Source organism: Roseibium sp. SCP14 (assembly GCF_040329475.1).
In the GTDB taxonomy this organism is placed as follows: Bacteria; Pseudomonadota; Alphaproteobacteria; order Rhizobiales; family Stappiaceae; genus Roseibium.
Genome location: NZ_JBDZYH010000004.1, coordinates 429,354 through 444,089 on the forward strand (window position 1 = coordinate 429,354; position 14,736 = coordinate 444,089).

At 56.8% G+C, this 14,736-nt stretch carries 17 protein-coding genes; 8 read left to right on the forward strand and 9 right to left on the reverse strand.

Going from position 1 to position 14,736, the window contains the following annotated elements:
* Nucleotides 1-134: 134 nt before the first annotated feature.
* Nucleotides 135-884, reverse strand: coding sequence for a VOC family protein (locus ABLQ08_RS18970; protein WP_352945139.1), 750 nt, complete (start codon nucleotides 882-884; stop codon nucleotides 135-137).
* 5 nt (nucleotides 885-889) lie between these two features.
* Nucleotides 890-1,255: an SgcJ/EcaC family oxidoreductase gene (locus ABLQ08_RS18975; RefSeq protein WP_352945141.1), complete on the reverse strand. Its 366-nt coding sequence runs from the start codon at nucleotides 1,253-1,255 to the stop codon at nucleotides 890-892.
* A 100-nt stretch (nucleotides 1,256-1,355) separates the two neighbouring features.
* Here ABLQ08_RS18975 and ABLQ08_RS18980 point away from each other — a divergent pair, with 100 nt between their 5' ends.
* Nucleotides 1,356-2,216, forward strand: a complete 861-nt coding sequence (locus ABLQ08_RS18980; protein WP_352945143.1) for a LysR family transcriptional regulator — start codon at nucleotides 1,356-1,358, stop codon at nucleotides 2,214-2,216.
* A gap of 74 nt (nucleotides 2,217-2,290) precedes the next feature.
* On the opposite strand, the gene ABLQ08_RS18985 is transcribed toward ABLQ08_RS18980, so the two are convergent.
* From ABLQ08_RS18985 to ABLQ08_RS19005, 5 genes are all read right to left on the reverse strand, one after another.
* Nucleotides 2,291-2,749: a periplasmic heavy metal sensor gene (locus ABLQ08_RS18985; RefSeq protein WP_352945145.1), complete on the reverse strand. Its 459-nt coding sequence runs from the start codon at nucleotides 2,747-2,749 to the stop codon at nucleotides 2,291-2,293.
* Nucleotides 2,746-3,132, reverse strand: a complete 387-nt coding sequence (locus ABLQ08_RS18990) for a hypothetical protein (RefSeq protein ID WP_352945146.1) — start codon at nucleotides 3,130-3,132, stop codon at nucleotides 2,746-2,748. Before ABLQ08_RS18990 ends, ABLQ08_RS18985 begins: the two co-directional genes overlap by 4 nt.
* On the reverse strand, nucleotides 3,129-3,686 hold the full coding sequence (locus ABLQ08_RS18995) for an RNA polymerase sigma factor (RefSeq protein ID WP_352945148.1): 558 nt from the start codon (nucleotides 3,684-3,686) through the stop codon (nucleotides 3,129-3,131). Before ABLQ08_RS18995 ends, ABLQ08_RS18990 begins: the two co-directional genes overlap by 4 nt.
* Nucleotides 3,687-3,713: 27 nt before the next feature.
* The gene (locus ABLQ08_RS19000) at nucleotides 3,714-4,094 is read right to left on the reverse strand and encodes a hypothetical protein (RefSeq protein WP_352945150.1); all 381 of its coding nucleotides are present in this window, start codon (nucleotides 4,092-4,094) and stop codon (nucleotides 3,714-3,716) included.
* 94 nt (nucleotides 4,095-4,188) lie between these two features.
* Nucleotides 4,189-4,530, reverse strand: a complete 342-nt coding sequence (locus ABLQ08_RS19005) for a hypothetical protein (protein WP_352945152.1) — start codon at nucleotides 4,528-4,530, stop codon at nucleotides 4,189-4,191.
* A 222-nt stretch (nucleotides 4,531-4,752) separates the two neighbouring features.
* Here ABLQ08_RS19005 and ttcA point away from each other — a divergent pair, with 222 nt between their 5' ends.
* A complete protein-coding gene (gene ttcA / locus ABLQ08_RS19010; protein ID WP_352945154.1) occupies nucleotides 4,753-5,694 on the forward strand; it encodes a tRNA 2-thiocytidine(32) synthetase TtcA in 942 nt (313 codons plus the stop codon).
* A 116-nt stretch (nucleotides 5,695-5,810) separates the two neighbouring features.
* On the opposite strand, the gene ABLQ08_RS19015 is transcribed toward ttcA, so the two are convergent.
* Nucleotides 5,811-6,692 carry a LysR substrate-binding domain-containing protein gene (locus ABLQ08_RS19015; protein WP_352945156.1) on the reverse strand — a complete coding sequence of 294 codons (882 nt, stop codon included), beginning with the start codon at nucleotides 6,690-6,692 and terminating at the stop codon, nucleotides 5,811-5,813.
* Nucleotides 6,693-6,808: 116 nt separating this feature from the next.
* On the opposite strand from ABLQ08_RS19015, the gene ABLQ08_RS19020 reads away from it, so the two are divergent.
* Together ABLQ08_RS19020 and ABLQ08_RS19025 are read left to right on the forward strand one after the other, a co-directional pair.
* Entirely contained in the window at nucleotides 6,809-7,783 is a 975-nt protein-coding gene (locus ABLQ08_RS19020) for an NAD(P)-dependent oxidoreductase (RefSeq protein ID WP_352945158.1), read from the forward strand.
* A gap of 13 nt (nucleotides 7,784-7,796) precedes the next feature.
* Entirely contained in the window at nucleotides 7,797-9,221 is a 1,425-nt protein-coding gene (locus tag ABLQ08_RS19025; protein ID WP_352945594.1) for an aldehyde dehydrogenase family protein, read from the forward strand.
* A gap of 26 nt (nucleotides 9,222-9,247) precedes the next feature.
* Here the strand turns inward: ABLQ08_RS19025 and ABLQ08_RS19030 are convergent, their stop codons facing one another.
* A complete protein-coding gene (locus ABLQ08_RS19030) occupies nucleotides 9,248-9,889 on the reverse strand; it encodes a GDSL-type esterase/lipase family protein (protein ID WP_352945160.1) in 642 nt (213 codons plus the stop codon).
* A gap of 342 nt (nucleotides 9,890-10,231) precedes the next feature.
* Here ABLQ08_RS19030 and ABLQ08_RS19035 point away from each other — a divergent pair, with 342 nt between their 5' ends.
* The 4 genes from ABLQ08_RS19035 to ABLQ08_RS19050 all read left to right on the forward strand — a co-directional run bounded on the left by ABLQ08_RS19035 (nucleotide 10,232) and on the right by ABLQ08_RS19050 (nucleotide 14,604).
* Entirely contained in the window at nucleotides 10,232-11,122 is an 891-nt protein-coding gene (locus tag ABLQ08_RS19035; protein WP_352945162.1) for a DMT family transporter, read from the forward strand.
* Between the two features lie 205 nt (nucleotides 11,123-11,327).
* Entirely contained in the window at nucleotides 11,328-12,233 is a 906-nt protein-coding gene (locus tag ABLQ08_RS19040) for a DMT family transporter (protein WP_352945164.1), read from the forward strand.
* 149 nt (nucleotides 12,234-12,382) lie between these two features.
* Nucleotides 12,383-12,757: a GNAT family N-acetyltransferase gene (locus ABLQ08_RS19045; protein ID WP_352945166.1), complete on the forward strand. Its 375-nt coding sequence runs from the start codon at nucleotides 12,383-12,385 to the stop codon at nucleotides 12,755-12,757.
* Between the two features lie 275 nt (nucleotides 12,758-13,032).
* Nucleotides 13,033-14,604 carry a winged helix-turn-helix domain-containing tetratricopeptide repeat protein gene (locus ABLQ08_RS19050; protein WP_352945168.1) on the forward strand — a complete coding sequence of 524 codons (1,572 nt, stop codon included), beginning with the start codon at nucleotides 13,033-13,035 and terminating at the stop codon, nucleotides 14,602-14,604.
* Nucleotides 14,605-14,736: the final 132 nt, after the last annotated feature.

Sequence of the window (14,736 nt, forward strand, 5' to 3'; positions counted from 1 at the left end):
GAGTAGACCTGACAGGCTCCGCATGCAAGATCTGAAAAAGTCTTGGCAGTATCGCCGCCCATAGCACGATGGCTATCCGTTTGAGGAGGAGCGTTTCCGGCACAAAGGAGCCGCGTTGTGAACGGTCCGGTTCCTTATCGGATTCCTATCTCGTTGCCGTCTGCCAATTGCATTCGGACGGTGGCATCACCGATCGAGCCTTCTTCCGGAAGAGAAATTGTTCCGCTCAGCCTGTGCTGGAATTCAAGAACCGTATAGGGCCGCTGCCAAAGCCATTCGCGGTTCTCCACCGCATTAACGTCCGGATTCGGAGGAGTTTCTTCGGTGACGCCAAAAAAATAGAGATCAAACCCGAGATCGGAAACTGCCTGCCGGGACAGGAAACGCATTCCCAACTCGTCCCGGCAACGTGCCATATCGGTTTCGATATCGTCTGTCCGAAGCGTGATCAGGCCGATCCGGGCTCCTCCACCAAGGGGGTAATTCGCATCTCCCATAGCCGTGTGTGGCTTGCCCTCGAAACTGTGCTGTATCAGCTCGATAACGTGTCCTTCAGGGTCGGACATATGGCTCATGTAGGCAATGTCGCGAAACTGGTGCGGCGCCGTAATCGTCAGACCGAGATCCGTGAGCTGAGTATAGGCTAGGTCCAGATCCGGAACGGTGAGCGCAATCTTCCAGTAGCGGTCGTTTTGCCGGTGATTGTAGATGCCCGCCTTGTCGGAAGGCTCCAGAATAAGGTCGGCACCTGGGGCGCCGTACCCGACCGCTGTTGCACCGTCAGTCTCGGTCCGGTGCATTCCCAGAATATTGCAGTAGAAATCAGCAAGCTTGTCCGGGTCGCGGACCTTCAGGGATAGCGCAGTCAGGCGTGTGGTGGGCATGCCGATTATCCTTGAGCTTCAAACCGGTCTTCGCGCAGAAGAGCCGAGCCGTCATTCTGGAGTACCCAATGTTCCTTGGTGATAATGCCATGGGCCTTGTTCATGCTCCAGGCCGCCGAAACCACCACCTCATTTTCATTCAACTTTTCGACTTTGGCGTCCCGATAGGCCACGTCGGAAAATCCTTGCGCAATCAGGTTCGCCCAGAAGGACTGAATGGCGTCACGGCCACGGAACTCGCCGAATGGTGTCGCGACCATAAGCGCATCTTCCTCATAGCAAGCTGCGCAACCGGCGGCATCGCCTGCATTGAAGGCTGCTTTCCACTGCGACAGTTTTTCAAGGGCTGCGGTTTCGATCTTCGATGTCATGTTCAACTCGCTCTCTGAGTTTCGATGATGTCATCATTCGGGGAAACAGCATTCGGAACAAGGTAGATTGTTTAGAAATACTGTTTAGTGTTGCTGTACAATGATGCCGAACACGAACGACCTTCTGATCTTTTTGAGTGTTGCCGAAACGCGCAGCATCACGGCAGCGGCCCGGCAAAGCGGATTGACCAAATCCGCAGTCAGCCAGGCGCTGAAGCGTATCGAGGATGCCGTCGGGGCAAAGGTTCTTTTCAGGACGACCCGTTCCATGTCCCTGACCGACACGGGAGCGCGTTTGCTGCCGCACTGTAATTCCTTGCGTCAGGTACAACAGGATCTGCAGGAAACGCTGGCTCAATCGGGGAGGGACCTGCAGCGCACGCTCACCGTGACAGCTCCTCATGCGCTTTGCCAATCCTTGCTGGTACCGGTTCTTTCAAGCTTTCTCAGGGAAGGCAGAGGGAATGTAAGACTGGTCGCCGAAGATGTGCCGATCAATCTTGTAGAACATCAGATCGACCTGGCAATTCGCGTTGGAGGCTCAGCACCGCAATCAGCCCGTATTTCCCGAATTGGTTCGTTACATGAGAGCATATTTGGCAGCCGAACTTTGATCGAAAAGCGAGGGGGCGTTCCTGAAAAGTTTGAGGAACTTGAGGATTGGCCTCATGTCGCCAATGACTGGCAGGGCGACCCCGTCACCTACCGGATGGATGCCGGCTTACAGCTGCGTGTGTCACCCCGAGTGCGCAGCAACACTGTTTTGGGCGTTCGCGATTTTCTGGAGGCGGGGGCTGGGGTCGGGTTGCTTCCTGACATGCTGGCGGAGAAGAGCGATGAGCTGGTGCGGATTGCACCTGTATCCATATCACCGATCTATGCCGTACATCAGCACGGGACGAAGCCTCCCAGGCAGGTGAAGGAAGTTGTCGCGGCGCTCCGGCAGGTGCTGAAGCGGTAAGCTCGACCACCGGCCTGAGCCAAGGTAGTGACTTGCGAGCACGCACCCGGGGTAGCTTTTCGAGAGAGTGAGTATCAGCCGCCAGGCCTTGTGTCTTCCTTGAGGAGTGTTTGCAGGGAACCAAAGCCAACTTTCGGTATGTTTTGTCGCTCATTTTCGGGAAGGGTCTCCGCTGTCTGCCGCAAAGCCTTTTGCAGAACCGACATGAGTGCAGCCGCCGCCTCGCGAACTTCGGCCTGCGCCTCATCCAGGGCGGAAACGTCAAGCTCCGGAGCTGTCAGAACTTCGTGCTGATGCTCGCGTGCCTGACGCAATTGGCGGGCAGACTGCAAGATGGCGCGCCGGTCTTCTCTCAACGTCTGTCTGAAGGCCGCTTTCAACGCAGGAGATGGTTCCGTATCGCTCAACTGGGTGATCCGGTCGAAAACGCGATCGCGGACATAACTTGTGAAGACAAAAGCGCCGAGAGCGAAATTAAGGACCAATGAAACGCTCAACAGCAAAATGGCTAGGCGCAGGGGTTTCGACGTCATTGCAGACCTCCTCCCAAGGCCAGGGTCAGCAAAGCGCCGGTATTTGCACCGGCAGGCACCAGAAATGCGGCGGCCACTCCGCCGGCACCGGCAAGCGTTCCAAAACCAATCAGTTGCCCGATCGGCAGTAGCCGCAAGAGAGCGGATCCTTCGCGGCGTGTCTGCAGGTTGATCTGAGTTTTCGCCACCACGGCACTCTGGCTCATCTCGACCGCACTGGCGGTTCCAAGGATCGCATCGAAATGGGTAGCCTCCTGCCACAGCGTGCGGGCTTCCGCGTCGGTTTCGAGTAGTTGTCTTGCGGCGCTACGGGTGTCTTCTGGCCATCGATCGAGGTTTGCCCCCCATGTCAGAAGCCCTTCATCGAATTCCTGAAGCGTCATGTGAGGCTCCTATAATTTTCGCGCAGGGTTCTGCGGGCTCGTACCATGAGCTGCTCGACCGCGCCTTCCGATATGCCGAGGATCTCAGCAATCTCGAGGTTGGATTTCTCCTGCTGGGTGGAGAGGATGATTGCCATGCGCTGCCTGTCCGGTAGACGGGAGATGGCCGAGCGCATGACTTGAAGCTGTTGCCGATCGTCGAGGATCTGTTCCACCGTCGCGGCGTTGTCCTGAAAGTCCTGACCTTCTTCGATCGGTTCTTCCGGACGGCGTCCGGTGGCCCGCCGATTGTCGATGGTACGATTGACCGCCAGGCGATAAAGCCATGTGGACGCTTTTGCCGCGCCCGGTTGCCACTTGGAAGAGTGTTTCCAGGCGCGCCAGAATACGTCCTGAACGATTTCGTCGGCATCGGCGCTGGTGCAGCCATACCGCTGAGCCACGGCATGAAGACGCGGCGCATGGCGCTGCACCAGGCGATTGAAGGCAGACTGACTGCCTTCTCCCGCCGCCTTGAGCAAGGCATCGTCATCATCGGGGTCGATCCGGGCCATTGCGAGAAGCTTACCGTGGCTCTCGCATCACTGAAACTGCGCGCGCAGCTGTTTCCGGCGTTCATCGGTAATCTTTCGGTATTCCGCCATCTGGGCAGGATCCAGAATGGTGCTCAGCTGTGCTTCGGTTCTTGCTCGAGACTCGGTGATCGGACCGCGAACCTTCATCAGTTGCGAAAACGTCGGTTTCTTGCCCCGCTCAAATCCGGCGTTCTGCAGGATCTGCAGGCGCTCGCGAACACCTGCTTCAATGACAGGGCGTGCTGCCTGTTTCTGCGCTTCGGTCAGGTTGAGGCGCGCGATCGTTTCCTGCAGCTGCGCCTGGTCGAACTGCTGGGCGGAGACGGAAGGAGCAGCTGTGAAAACGAGCGTAAGGGCCAGAGCTGCGATGCCGAAGGTCTGTTTCATCTGGAAATGCCTTGGAATGGTTGCGAGGGAAATGTGCTGATGCGATTTCGGGTTTGTAGCGGATGGAGCCTTTGGACGGGCATTCCGATTATGATTACCAGGTACGTCCGCGGAAGCCGGTTCCACTGCGGCTGACACCCTGTCCTCGTTGTGCCGTAACGGTGCCGGAAGCGGTTGCGCCATTGCGCAGCGTGCGGCTCCAGTCCCGGGAACAGCCTGCGCCCTGGGTGCAGCTGCCGTTCAGCGTCGCGCTGCCGCCATATGCCCCCTGTGCACTAAACGAACGCGAGGCGTGGCCGGGTGATGTGTGGGTGCTTCCTTGCGCGTAACCGCCGTAAGGGCCATAGCGGTAATAGGAGCTGTCGGCGAACGCCGAAGCGGGAAGTGCCAGTGCCAGTGACAGGACAGTGGCGGCCAGAAGTGGGAGACGGAGCATCGTGACGGGTCTTTCTATGGTTGTTTCATTCGTCCCGGGTTGACCGGGACACACCTTTCACGATGCCGATGGCAGGACCCTACGCGGAAAGTCGAAAAAAATCTCTTCATCTGAAAACGCGCGGAATATCTGGATTTAAGGCCTTTCTTCTTGGCCTCAACCTGACAATCCGCTATGTCAGCGCGAAGATCGCACCCCCAGGAAAAATCCGAGGCCTGCTGCATGAATGATATTGCCGACAGTACCGACATCGACGTTCCGGCGCTCTTGCGCAATGCACCGTCGAGCGTCGAATTCAAGAAGCTGCGCAAGCGGCTGCTGAGGCAAGCGCGCGAGGCAATCAGCGACTTCGGCATGTTGCCGGAGGGGGCATCTCAGGAAAACAGGCCGAAATGGCTCGTCTGTCTTTCCGGCGGGAAAGACAGCTACACTTTGCTGGCTGTGCTCATCGAGCTGAAATGGCGGGGGCTTTTGCCCGTCGATCTGGTCGCCTGCAACCTGGATCAGGCGCAGCCGGGGTTTCCTGCGGATGTGCTGCCAAGGTTCTTTGAAGAAAACGGCATCGAACACCTCATTATCCGTGAGGACACCTATTCGATCGTTACTGACAAGATTCCTGAAAATCGCACCTATTGCTCGCTGTGCTCACGCCTGCGCCGGGGTATTTTGTATCGGGTTGCGCGGGAGCAGGGCTGCGAGGCGATTGTGCTGGGGCATCACCGGGACGATATCCTGGAAACCTTTTTCATGAATCTCTTCCATGGCGGGCGCCTTGCTTCCATGCCGCCAAAGCTGATCAACGATGAGGGCGACCTTTTGGTGCTGCGGCCGCTGGCCTATTCGTCTGAAATCGATATAGAGAAATTCTCCACCGGCATGCAGTTCCCGATCATTCCGTGCAACTTGTGTGGTTCGCAGGACGGTTTGCAGCGTGAAGAGGTCAAACGCATGCTGCAGGGCTGGGAAAAGGAAGCGCCCGGCCGCCTTGGCGTCATGGCCCGTGCTCTGGGCCATGCCCGGCCGTCGCATCTGCTCGACCGCTCGCTTTATGACTTTGTCAATCTGAGACCTGCGGATGGGGCAGGGAAATCCGAAGGTGGCGAAGCCGAGGAACCCTGTGGTGCCAGTCTTGCAATGACGGCGAAGCTTTTTGCCGCGGAGTAAACGGTCCGGCAATGGGCAAAGGGCAGACTGGTGAGGGCACAAATTCGTTGTCGAACTTGCAGGTTCTTCAATTCAAACGAGACTCGGCGCGCATGGTTGAGAACAGCCGTTGCCTTTCACTCGCCGCTGAACAATCCTCTTAGCCAATTCTCGACCGTTTGGGCTGCGGGGTTCTGCGAGGGCGCCTTGTCGCGATGGATGAGATAGTGGTTCTGGCCTGACGGTATTCTTGTACCGAACGGGATCGCCAGCCGTCCTGACGAAGCAAGCCGCAATGCGATGCGTTCCAGGATGAGGGCGACGCCTCCTTTTGCAGCCGCCCATTCAACGGCAGCCAGGGATGTGTCGACAGTAACACCCTTGGTGTTGTCCGGTCCTTCCTGTTTCAGGGCCTCAAAGAAATGTGGCCAGTGGTCGTCAAATCCAAGAATGTGAACGAGAGAAAGTCCGGACAGGTCGTTCGGTGATTTCAGGGTTTTCGCAATATCGGGATGACAGATCGGCACGACAAACTCGCTCCCGAACGGTTCGGCTCGGCACCCGGGCCAGTTGCCAGCGCCCAAACGAATTTCAATGTCGACACCGGTTTCCAGAACTGTGTCCGCCCAGATCGCCGACAAGAGACGGATGTCGAGATCGGGCTGAACTTTCTGAAATTCCACCAGAGCCGGTGCGATGATCAGCACAGCTTCTGAAATCGGAGCTCGAATGGTGACGGTTCCCGAGCTCTTGCTACCAAACAGGCCCTCCGTCGACACCGCCAGATCCTGAAGCGCCTTGCGAACCGGTTGCAGATAGGCCCGGCCGCTTTCTGTCAGTTCCACCTTGCGAGTGGTGCGTTCAAACAGAACATGACCGAGCCGGGTCTCCAGCGCACTGATGTGGTTGCTGACGGCTGCCTGGGTCAGCCCGAGCTCGGCTCCGGCGGCGGTGAAGCTGCCAAGGCGGCTCGCGGCTTCAAAGCTTCTGAGCCAAAGAAGGTTTGGGAGCGATTTCATGGCATCTAATTCATAAAAAAATACAGGTAATGTCCATAGATTATATCGTTTCTCTTTCGTTTATCTCGGGCGCACAGTGAAGGGACATAGCAATCCGCTTCAGGGAGGCGCTCACCATGCGTGTCGGATTTATCGGACTTGGAAATGTCGGTGGCAAACTGGCCGGCAGCATTTTACGAAACGGCTATAAGCTGACGGTCCATGACCTGGACCAGGGTCTCGTCGACAGCTTCGTTGCCAAGGGCGCGGCGCGTGGTGAAAGCCCGAAGCAGCTCGCTGAAACCTGCGATGCCGTGATCACGTGCCTGCCGAGCCCGGCCGCGTGCGCCGCAGTCGTTGAAGGACCCGACGGTATTCTGGAAGGCATCGGGCCGGGCAGGATCTGGGCGGAAATGTCGACGACCGATGCCGGTGAGACCAGACGTCTTGCGGATCTGGTCCTTGCCAAAGGGGCAGAGGCCATAGAATGCCCGGTCTCCGGCGGATGCCATCGGGCCGCGACCGGCAACATCTCGATTTTCGCCGGCTGTACCCGGGAAACATTTGACAGAGCGCTCCCTTTCCTGACTGTGCTGGGTCGAAGGGTTCTGCACACCGGAGACATCGGCTCTGCCGCGGTGCTGAAGGTGGTGACCAATTATCTGGCGACCGCAAATCTGGTGTCTCTGGCGGAAGCTCTGGTGACGTGCAAGGCCGCCGGAATGGACCTGAATACGTCCTACGAGGCAATCCGCATCTCCTCCGGCAACTCCTTTGTTCACGAGACGGAAAGCCAGGTGATCCTGAACGGATCGCGGGACATCTCCTTCACCATGGATCTAGTTGCAAAGGATATCGGGCTGTTCCAGAGTATCGCGGAAGCACACGAGGTGCCGCTCGAACTCTCGCCTTTGCTCAACCGGATCTTTGAAGATGCCGTCGAGCGCTATGGTCCGCGTGAACTCTCGCCCAACATCATCAGGCGGCTTGAGGAGGCAACCGGACTGGACGTGCGCGCTCCCGGGTTCCCGCCGGAGATGCTCGACGATGAGCCGGAAGAGCCGGGATATGAAGTTGTGCCGAAGCAGCGTTTCGAAGCGGCTGCAGAATGAAAGTGACGGGCAGATGATTGAAAAGCGCGCGTTCTACATCGGTGGTGAATGGGTCGAACCGGCAGAGGCCAGGGATCTTCCCGTCATAAATCCCGCAACCGAAAAAGCTGTTGCGGTGATATCACTTGGCAGAGCCGCCGACGTGGATCGCGCAGTTCAATCCGCGATAAAGGCGTTTGCGATATGGTCGCAGGCGTCTGTTGGTGAGCGCGCTGCGCTGCTTGAGCGGATCATCAGCATTTATGAACGCCGGTCCGGCGAAATGGACGAAGCCATCAGCATGGAAATGGGGGCGCCGATAAAATTTGCGCGGGAAGAGCAGACGCCATCGGGAACCGGTCACTTGCAGGCGACACTTGAAGCTCTGAGGGCACATGCGTTCGAACGGCCGAGCCCTCGTGGCGGCAGTCTGCTTCGGGATGAGCCGATCGGTGTCTGCGGCCTCATCACACCGTGGAACTGGCCAATCAACCAGATCGCGGCCAAGGTAGCTCCCGCGTTGGCGGCCGGTTGCACCATGGTGCTGAAGCCGAGTGAAATCGCACCACTCTCTGCTCTTCTTTTTGCTGAAATTCTTGATGAGGCCGGCTGTCCTGCGGGGGTCTTCAATCTTGTGAACGGCGACGGTCCGGGCGTCGGCGAGGCGATGTCGCAGCATCCGGGTATCGACATGATGTCGTTTACCGGGTCGACCCGTGCCGGGGTTTCGGTCAGCCGGAACGCAGCTGAAACCGTCAAGCGCGTTGCGCTGGAACTTGGCGGCAAGTCTCCGAACCTGCTTTTTGCCGATGCCGATCTGGAAACGGCAGTTCGTTTTTCCGTCGAAAGCTGCTTTTCCAATTCAGGTCAGTCCTGTGACGCGCCGACCCGTCTGCTGGTTGAGCGAGGCGTCTATGATGAAAGTGTCGACCTGGCGCGTAGAATTGCAACGGAAATCAGGGCAGGTGATCCCACGGAAGAAGGCGATCATATCGGGCCTGTGATCAGCGAACTGCAATATGAACGTATCCAGGAACATATCGAGCGCGGCATCGCTGATGGCGCCCGGCTCGTCATAGGCGGCGCCGGAAAACCGGAAGGTCTGGAAACGGGTTACTTCGTCAAGCCGACAATTTTTTCCGACGTCACCAACGACATGCATGTCGCCCGCAACGAGATCTTTGGACCGGTTCTGGCGATCATTCCGTTCGATACAGAGGAAGAGGCGGTCGCGATCGCAAACGACACGCCCTACGGTCTTGCCGCCTATATTCAGACAGGTGATCCGGACCGCGCCAGCCGCATTTCCAGAAAACTGCGCGCTGGCAGCGTCTATATCAACGGGGCAAGCCCGGACTGGGACGTTCCCTTCGGCGGCTACAAGCAATCAGGCAACGGCCGCGAATACGGACAATTCGGCCTGGAGGATTTCCTGGAGCTGAAGTCGATCACCGGGTAAGGGCGATCCCTGGTTTTGGTGGCAGCTCACTCACCGAACCATGCTGACCAGGCGTCCCATGAATCAACGAGGTCGGCGATCATCGCGTAGCCATTGCCGTCACAATGCATCCGGTCGCCGCGCGTCAGGCTGGTCATGTAGTCCTGGTCGGAAAGAAGAGGCGACTGGATGTCGAGATAGGGGACGCCGAGCGAAATGGCCGCTTCGGTGTAGCGCCGGTTGAGGGAAACGGTGGTCTCTTGAGAGAAGGCGATTTCCAGACCTTCACTGGGGCGTATCGGCGAACAGGCAACGTTCGCTGGCGGAACGCCTACCCATAGAACGGGGTAGGACTGCGCTGCTTCGCTTACCATCTGAACCGCGTTGCGGACCGAAGCCTCTTCCTCCACCCGGCGGCCTGCTTCCTTGATCTCTGCAACGTCATTGATGCCGAACTGAAAAACGATGCGATTGTCCGCGCCGGCCGGAAAGCGCGCGTGACATTCCTGTTTCCATCTTCCCCTGATCTCGTCCGTCGTCGCACCGCGAATACCAAGGTCGTAAAAGGTTAGTCTGAAATCTCTGGAGAATCGCTTTTCGCACAAGCGCCCGATCCAGCCGAGACAATGTTCGTCTCCTGACCCGTTGATGTAGCTGTCGCCAACGAAGCTGATGCGAAGGTCCCGCATAGAGTTCTCCCGTTTCAGGCACGTAACTGAGTCGTTCCGATCTGCTTCAACAAATAAAGCAGACTTGAAACCCATGCTTCCAGCCTCTTTTAGGTGGATTTGTTCAGGATATCCGGTCGCCCGGAATCTGCATTCGGCTTTGAAACTCGTCGTTGAGTGGGAAAAGGGATGGAATCGGTTTTGCTGAAATAGAAAAAATATTCTAAAACATATTTAAGTGGAAAATTGATTCCAAATTGCATGCTCGATTAACTGTGTCCCGGTGTCCGGTTGGCGTGATCTGGCCGAGGGCGCGTTGGACTTTCCCATTCGGACGAAACAGGAACTCACGAAAGGATTGCAATGTCGTCACTTGGAACGCTTCAAGAAAACGAACGCTTGGTTCAACTGTCGCCCGTCGTGTTTCTTCTCCTTTGGGCAAGCGGTTTTGTCTTCCTGAAGATTGGATTGGAATATGCAGACCCATTCACGTTCCTTGCGTTGCGTTACCTCTGTGTTGTCGGACTGTTGCTTCTGTTGATGTTGTGGCTAAGACCCAAATTTCCTTCCACAAAACGAGGCTGGTCTGGTGTGATCTGCGTTGGTCTGTTTCTGCAGACCGGATACTTCACTTTTACCTATCTGAGTTTGCGGCATGGGTTGTCGGCAGGCGTCGTTGCACTCATTACGTGTCAACAACCTATTCTCGTCGGGATGCTTGCACCTGCGGTCGCAGGGGAACGGGTGACGCCTGTCAGATGGGTTGGACTCATTCTCGGCGTAACCGGTGCATCAATCGTCATCGTAGCCAATTTCAGCACCGAAATATCATCGATAGCCGGTGTTGCGTTCGGGATTGCGGCTCTCATGTCGATCACCTGCAGCACCCTTACGGAGAAACGTTTGGCTACCAAGGCACATCCGGTGGCAACGAATATCGTGCAGTATTCGATCGGTCTGATTTTCACAGCGCCGCTGGCTTATTTTCTGGAGCCAATGCACATCACCTGGTCCTGGCAATTCACTCTTTCGCTTGCTTATCTCGTCCTTGGGGCTTCCTTGCTCGCGATTACGCTGCTGCTGGCAATGATCCGCCGGGATGAAGCCACCCGCGTCTCGGCGTTGTTCTTTCTCGTTCCTCCGACAACAGCCCTACTAGCCTATGTTTTCGTGGATGAAACATTGGCTTGGATTTCCCTACCGGGGATGGTGCTTGCCGCAGCCGGAATTTTCATTGTCTCCAGGAGCGCCTGAACTTCTTGCCGATCGGGTAACTGGCTGTTCCGATCCCGTTTCGCTCTGTAGACTTGCTCCTTTTTCAGCGAAAGACTACGCAAAGACTGCCAATTGCCGAAAAAGTCGGCACAATACCGGCATTGAAAGCCGGGCAATAAATCGTTGCCTTGCCCTGTGTTGTTTGATTGGTGAACGTTCCCCTCTGCAGAATGGGAGGTCGGCAGTGCCAGCATTTCAGACGTCGGTCCGACCTGCACAGAGCTACGCACGGGGTGTGGTTCTGGTGGCGCTCGGGATGGCTGTGTCGTCGACGATCGGTCTTGGGGTCAGGGCAATCGACCAGGCTACTCCCTGGCAAATCCTGATGTACCGGTCACTTGGTACAATCGGGTTTATTTCGATTGTTTTGGTTATCAGAAATGCTGCGGAATTCTCTGCTTCTATCAGGCAGCTCGGCCCTCCTGCCATCGTCGGCGGATTGGGATTGATGCTCGCCTCCTGTGGGGTGATTGTTGCCTTCCATCACACCACCGTCGCCAACGCCTTTTTCCTAGTTGCGACCGCACCCTTCCTTGCCGCTCTGATGGGGGCTGCGTTTCTTTTGGAGAAGGTTCGGCCGGAAGCCTGGCTTGCCATACTGTTTGGTCTCATCGGCGTGGCCATCATGGTGGGTGACGGGCTGTCTCGCGGTAACATTTGGGGAAACATTGCCGGATTGATCGCAGCATTCGGGTTGGCCTTGTTCGCCGTTGCTCTACGATGGGGACGTTTCACAAATCTGTTGGTTTTGGCGCTCGTGGGAGGGTGTCTGACTTTTGCGGTGGCAACAACAGCGACGGCTGTGAGCGGTGCGGGGTTTTCGATCTCAGTGCCCGACCTTGTCGTCAGCCTGGCCATGGGGGCGTTTCAGCTCGGTTGTGCGCTGTTGTTGATCACAGCGGGATCGCCCTCAGTGCCTGCGGCGGAAATTGCGCTGCTCGGTTTGGTCGAGATCATATTGGCACCGATCTGGGTCTGGTTGGTATTCGGAGAAAGTGTCGGGGTGCTGACGCTCATGGGAGGCGCGACGGTGTTGGGCGCAATCCTGTTCGATACGGTTTCAGGTATGAGAACGGCCCGTAAGAGGTAGAATTGGAAAGACCCATCGAACCCTCAGCTGCAGCGGAAGGTGTGGTTTCCTGAAATCGATACTCCGGAGGGCAGAACATTATCAGGAAAGCAAACATATCTGACGAACCTGCGGTCAGGCATTGCGCCGAAAATGCTTATGAGCGCTATGTGGCGGCTATTGGCCGCAAACCTGCACCCATGGTTGCCGACTTTGAAGCTCAGATCCAAGCTGGGCTGATCCATGCGGCATTTGATGCGAAGGGCGCGCTGCTCGGGTTCATCGTTTTCTTTCCGAAAGACGATCATATGTTTCTGGAAAATGTTGCCGTTGACCCGTCGGCTGCAGGCCGTGGGATCGGAAAATTGCTGATCGGGTATTGCGAAGAAGCTGCGCGTCGTGAGGGGCTTGGCAGCATCAGGCTCTACACGAACGAAAAGATGACCGAGAATCTCGCCATCTATCCGCATCTTGGCTTTGCGGAAACGGAGCGCCGGTCGGAAGATGGGTTTAACCGGGTCTATTTCGAGAAGCGCCTGGATTGAACGTCGATACGATTATCCGAACTACGGCGGATTTCGCTCCTCTTCGTTTGGTGTCCCAAGACCTTCGTTACGGGGTTGAAGTCAAACGGACCTGCGAAAGGTCCGTCGACTTCATGACGGGTAATACAGGTCGTGGAACTTTTCTCATTGTTCCCGTATATTACGTAAGGTAAATTTGTTGTTTGGTTGGCCTTTGTCCAGCGATTTCAGTTTCACCGTACAGTTTGTTTTTACGAATACCTGTCGGAAAACAGGACGGTTGGCGTCATACTTCGATGAATTATTATTTTGGCGAGTTCAGGCTGGATACGTCGCGCGAAGAGCTTTTTCGCGATACGGAGCCGGTTGATGTCGAGCCGCTTGCCCTCAGACTTCTGAAATTGCTGATTGAAAATCGAGCCAGACTTGTCACCAAGGACGAGATTTTCGAAGAGGTCTGGAACGACCGGATCGTATCCGAGAGCGCACTTTCCACCTGCATCAAGTCGGCGCGCCGTGCCGTTGAAGATACCGGCAGCAAACAGGGTGTCATCAAGACCGTTCACGGCAAGGGTTTTCGCTGGCTCGCTCCGGTACGCACTGACGCCGCTCGGACAGAGACCACGCACACCATACCCGATGATCTTGACGAGAAGGACGGAAGATGGATCGAAGCCTCCCGCCGTCCAACGGTTGCCATTCTGCCGTTTGACGTTCTTGGGAGTGACCCGGCGGCGGCCACGCTGGCGCAGGCTATTCCACACGAGTTGATTGCGGAAATATCGCGCTTGCGCTGGATTGCGGTCATTGCACGCGGCTCGACGTTCCGGTTCAACTCAGCGCAGGCCAACTTTGCCGAAATACGTGACAAACTCGGGACGCGTTATTGCCTGACGGGATGTGTCGAGATGGCAGGCCGGCGGGCCAATATCAGTGTAGAGCTGTCGGAAACCGTCGACGGTGACGTGATCTGGGCGGACTTCTACAAGGCCCCGATTGAGCGTGTGCATGAAGTGCGTGAGACCATCGTTGCGCAGGTGGTCTTTGCAATCGAGGTTCAGATACCACTCAGTGAAGCCGCAAAGGCACGCCTTCGATCCCCGGACAGCATCGATGTTTGGGCCGCCTATCATCTGGGACTGCAGTCCTTGTATCATTTCGACAAGAATGAGAATGACAGGGCGATTGCTATGTTCGACAGGGCCATCGCCCTTGAACCCGGATTTGCCCGGGCGCATGCGGCGCGTTCCTTCGCTCACTTCAAGACCGCTTTCATGAACTATTCCGCTGATAGGGAAACTGCTGTTACGGCGGCACGACGGGCGGCGGAGAGGGCGATCGAACTTGATCCAATGGATCCCTTCGCCAATTTCAGCATGGGCCGATCGCTTTGGCTGGTTGGCGACCTGAACGGAGCTCAAGGCTGGTTGAAACGTTCAACGTCCCTCAGTCCGAGTTTTGCGCAAGGGTTCTACGCCCGTGCCTGGACCGAGATGGTTTCCTGTTGCAGCGAAACAGGACGGAAGCTTTCCGATCAGGCCAGGAACCTGAGCCCTCTTGATCCTCTGCTTTACGGGATGCTCGGAACCCGCGCCCTGTGTCTGATGATGGAGGACCGGAACGAGGAAGCTGCGATGTGGGCGGACCGCGCCGCAAATGCCCCGGGTGCTCATTTCCTCATATGGCTGATTGCGGCAATCGCCAATGACCTTGCGGGAAATCGGGAGGCTGCTGCCAATTGGGCACAGCGGGTCTGGCAGCATCGCAGAGACATCTCCCAGGAACACTTCTTCCGTTCGTTTCCTTTTGCGGATGAGGGGGTCCGTGCACGATTTTCCGGCGCGTTGACCCGGCATGGGTTCTCCTGACCGGTCCTTGTCTGGGCATCGGACCACAAATCCTCAGAGTTTCCCCAGATCCTGCTCAAGACTCCGGGAACATTGGCAAGGCATTGTGGTTGGGCGAGAACGGCTGCCTGTAGTCGAGAGCCGGCGAAACCA

Bases quoted from the DNA above. Each gene is read 5' to 3' on its own strand.
- ABLQ08_RS18975 (WP_352945141.1), bottom strand. From the start codon at position 1,255: ATGACATCGAAGATCGAAACCGCAGCCCTTGAAAAACTGTCGCAGTGG.
- ABLQ08_RS18985 (WP_352945145.1), bottom strand. From the start codon at position 2,749: ATGACGTCGAAACCCCTGCGCCTAGCCATTTTGCTGTTGAGCGTTTCA.
- ABLQ08_RS19030 (WP_352945160.1), bottom strand. From the start codon at position 9,889: ATGCGGGACCTTCGCATCAGCTTCGTTGGCGACAGCTACATCAACGGG.
- ABLQ08_RS18970 (WP_352945139.1), bottom strand. From the start codon at position 884: ATGCCCACCACACGCCTGACTGCGCTATCCCTGAAGGTCCGCGACCCG.
- ABLQ08_RS19050 (WP_352945168.1), top strand. From the start codon at position 13,033: ATGAATTATTATTTTGGCGAGTTCAGGCTGGATACGTCGCGCGAAGAG.
- ttcA (WP_352945154.1), top strand. From the start codon at position 4,753: ATGAATGATATTGCCGACAGTACCGACATCGACGTTCCGGCGCTCTTG.
- ABLQ08_RS18980 (WP_352945143.1), top strand. From the start codon at position 1,356: ATGATGCCGAACACGAACGACCTTCTGATCTTTTTGAGTGTTGCCGAA.
- ABLQ08_RS19020 (WP_352945158.1), top strand. From the start codon at position 6,809: ATGCGTGTCGGATTTATCGGACTTGGAAATGTCGGTGGCAAACTGGCC.
- ABLQ08_RS19035 (WP_352945162.1), top strand. From the start codon at position 10,232: ATGTCGTCACTTGGAACGCTTCAAGAAAACGAACGCTTGGTTCAACTG.
- ABLQ08_RS19025 (WP_352945594.1), top strand. From the start codon at position 7,797: ATGATTGAAAAGCGCGCGTTCTACATCGGTGGTGAATGGGTCGAACCG.
- ABLQ08_RS18990 (WP_352945146.1), bottom strand. From the start codon at position 3,132: ATGACGCTTCAGGAATTCGATGAAGGGCTTCTGACATGGGGGGCAAAC.
- ABLQ08_RS19015 (WP_352945156.1), bottom strand. From the start codon at position 6,692: ATGAAATCGCTCCCAAACCTTCTTTGGCTCAGAAGCTTTGAAGCCGCG.
- ABLQ08_RS19000 (WP_352945150.1), bottom strand. From the start codon at position 4,094: ATGAAACAGACCTTCGGCATCGCAGCTCTGGCCCTTACGCTCGTTTTC.
- ABLQ08_RS19005 (WP_352945152.1), bottom strand. From the start codon at position 4,530: ATGCTCCGTCTCCCACTTCTGGCCGCCACTGTCCTGTCACTGGCACTG.
- ABLQ08_RS18995 (WP_352945148.1), bottom strand. From the start codon at position 3,686: ATGGCCCGGATCGACCCCGATGATGACGATGCCTTGCTCAAGGCGGCG.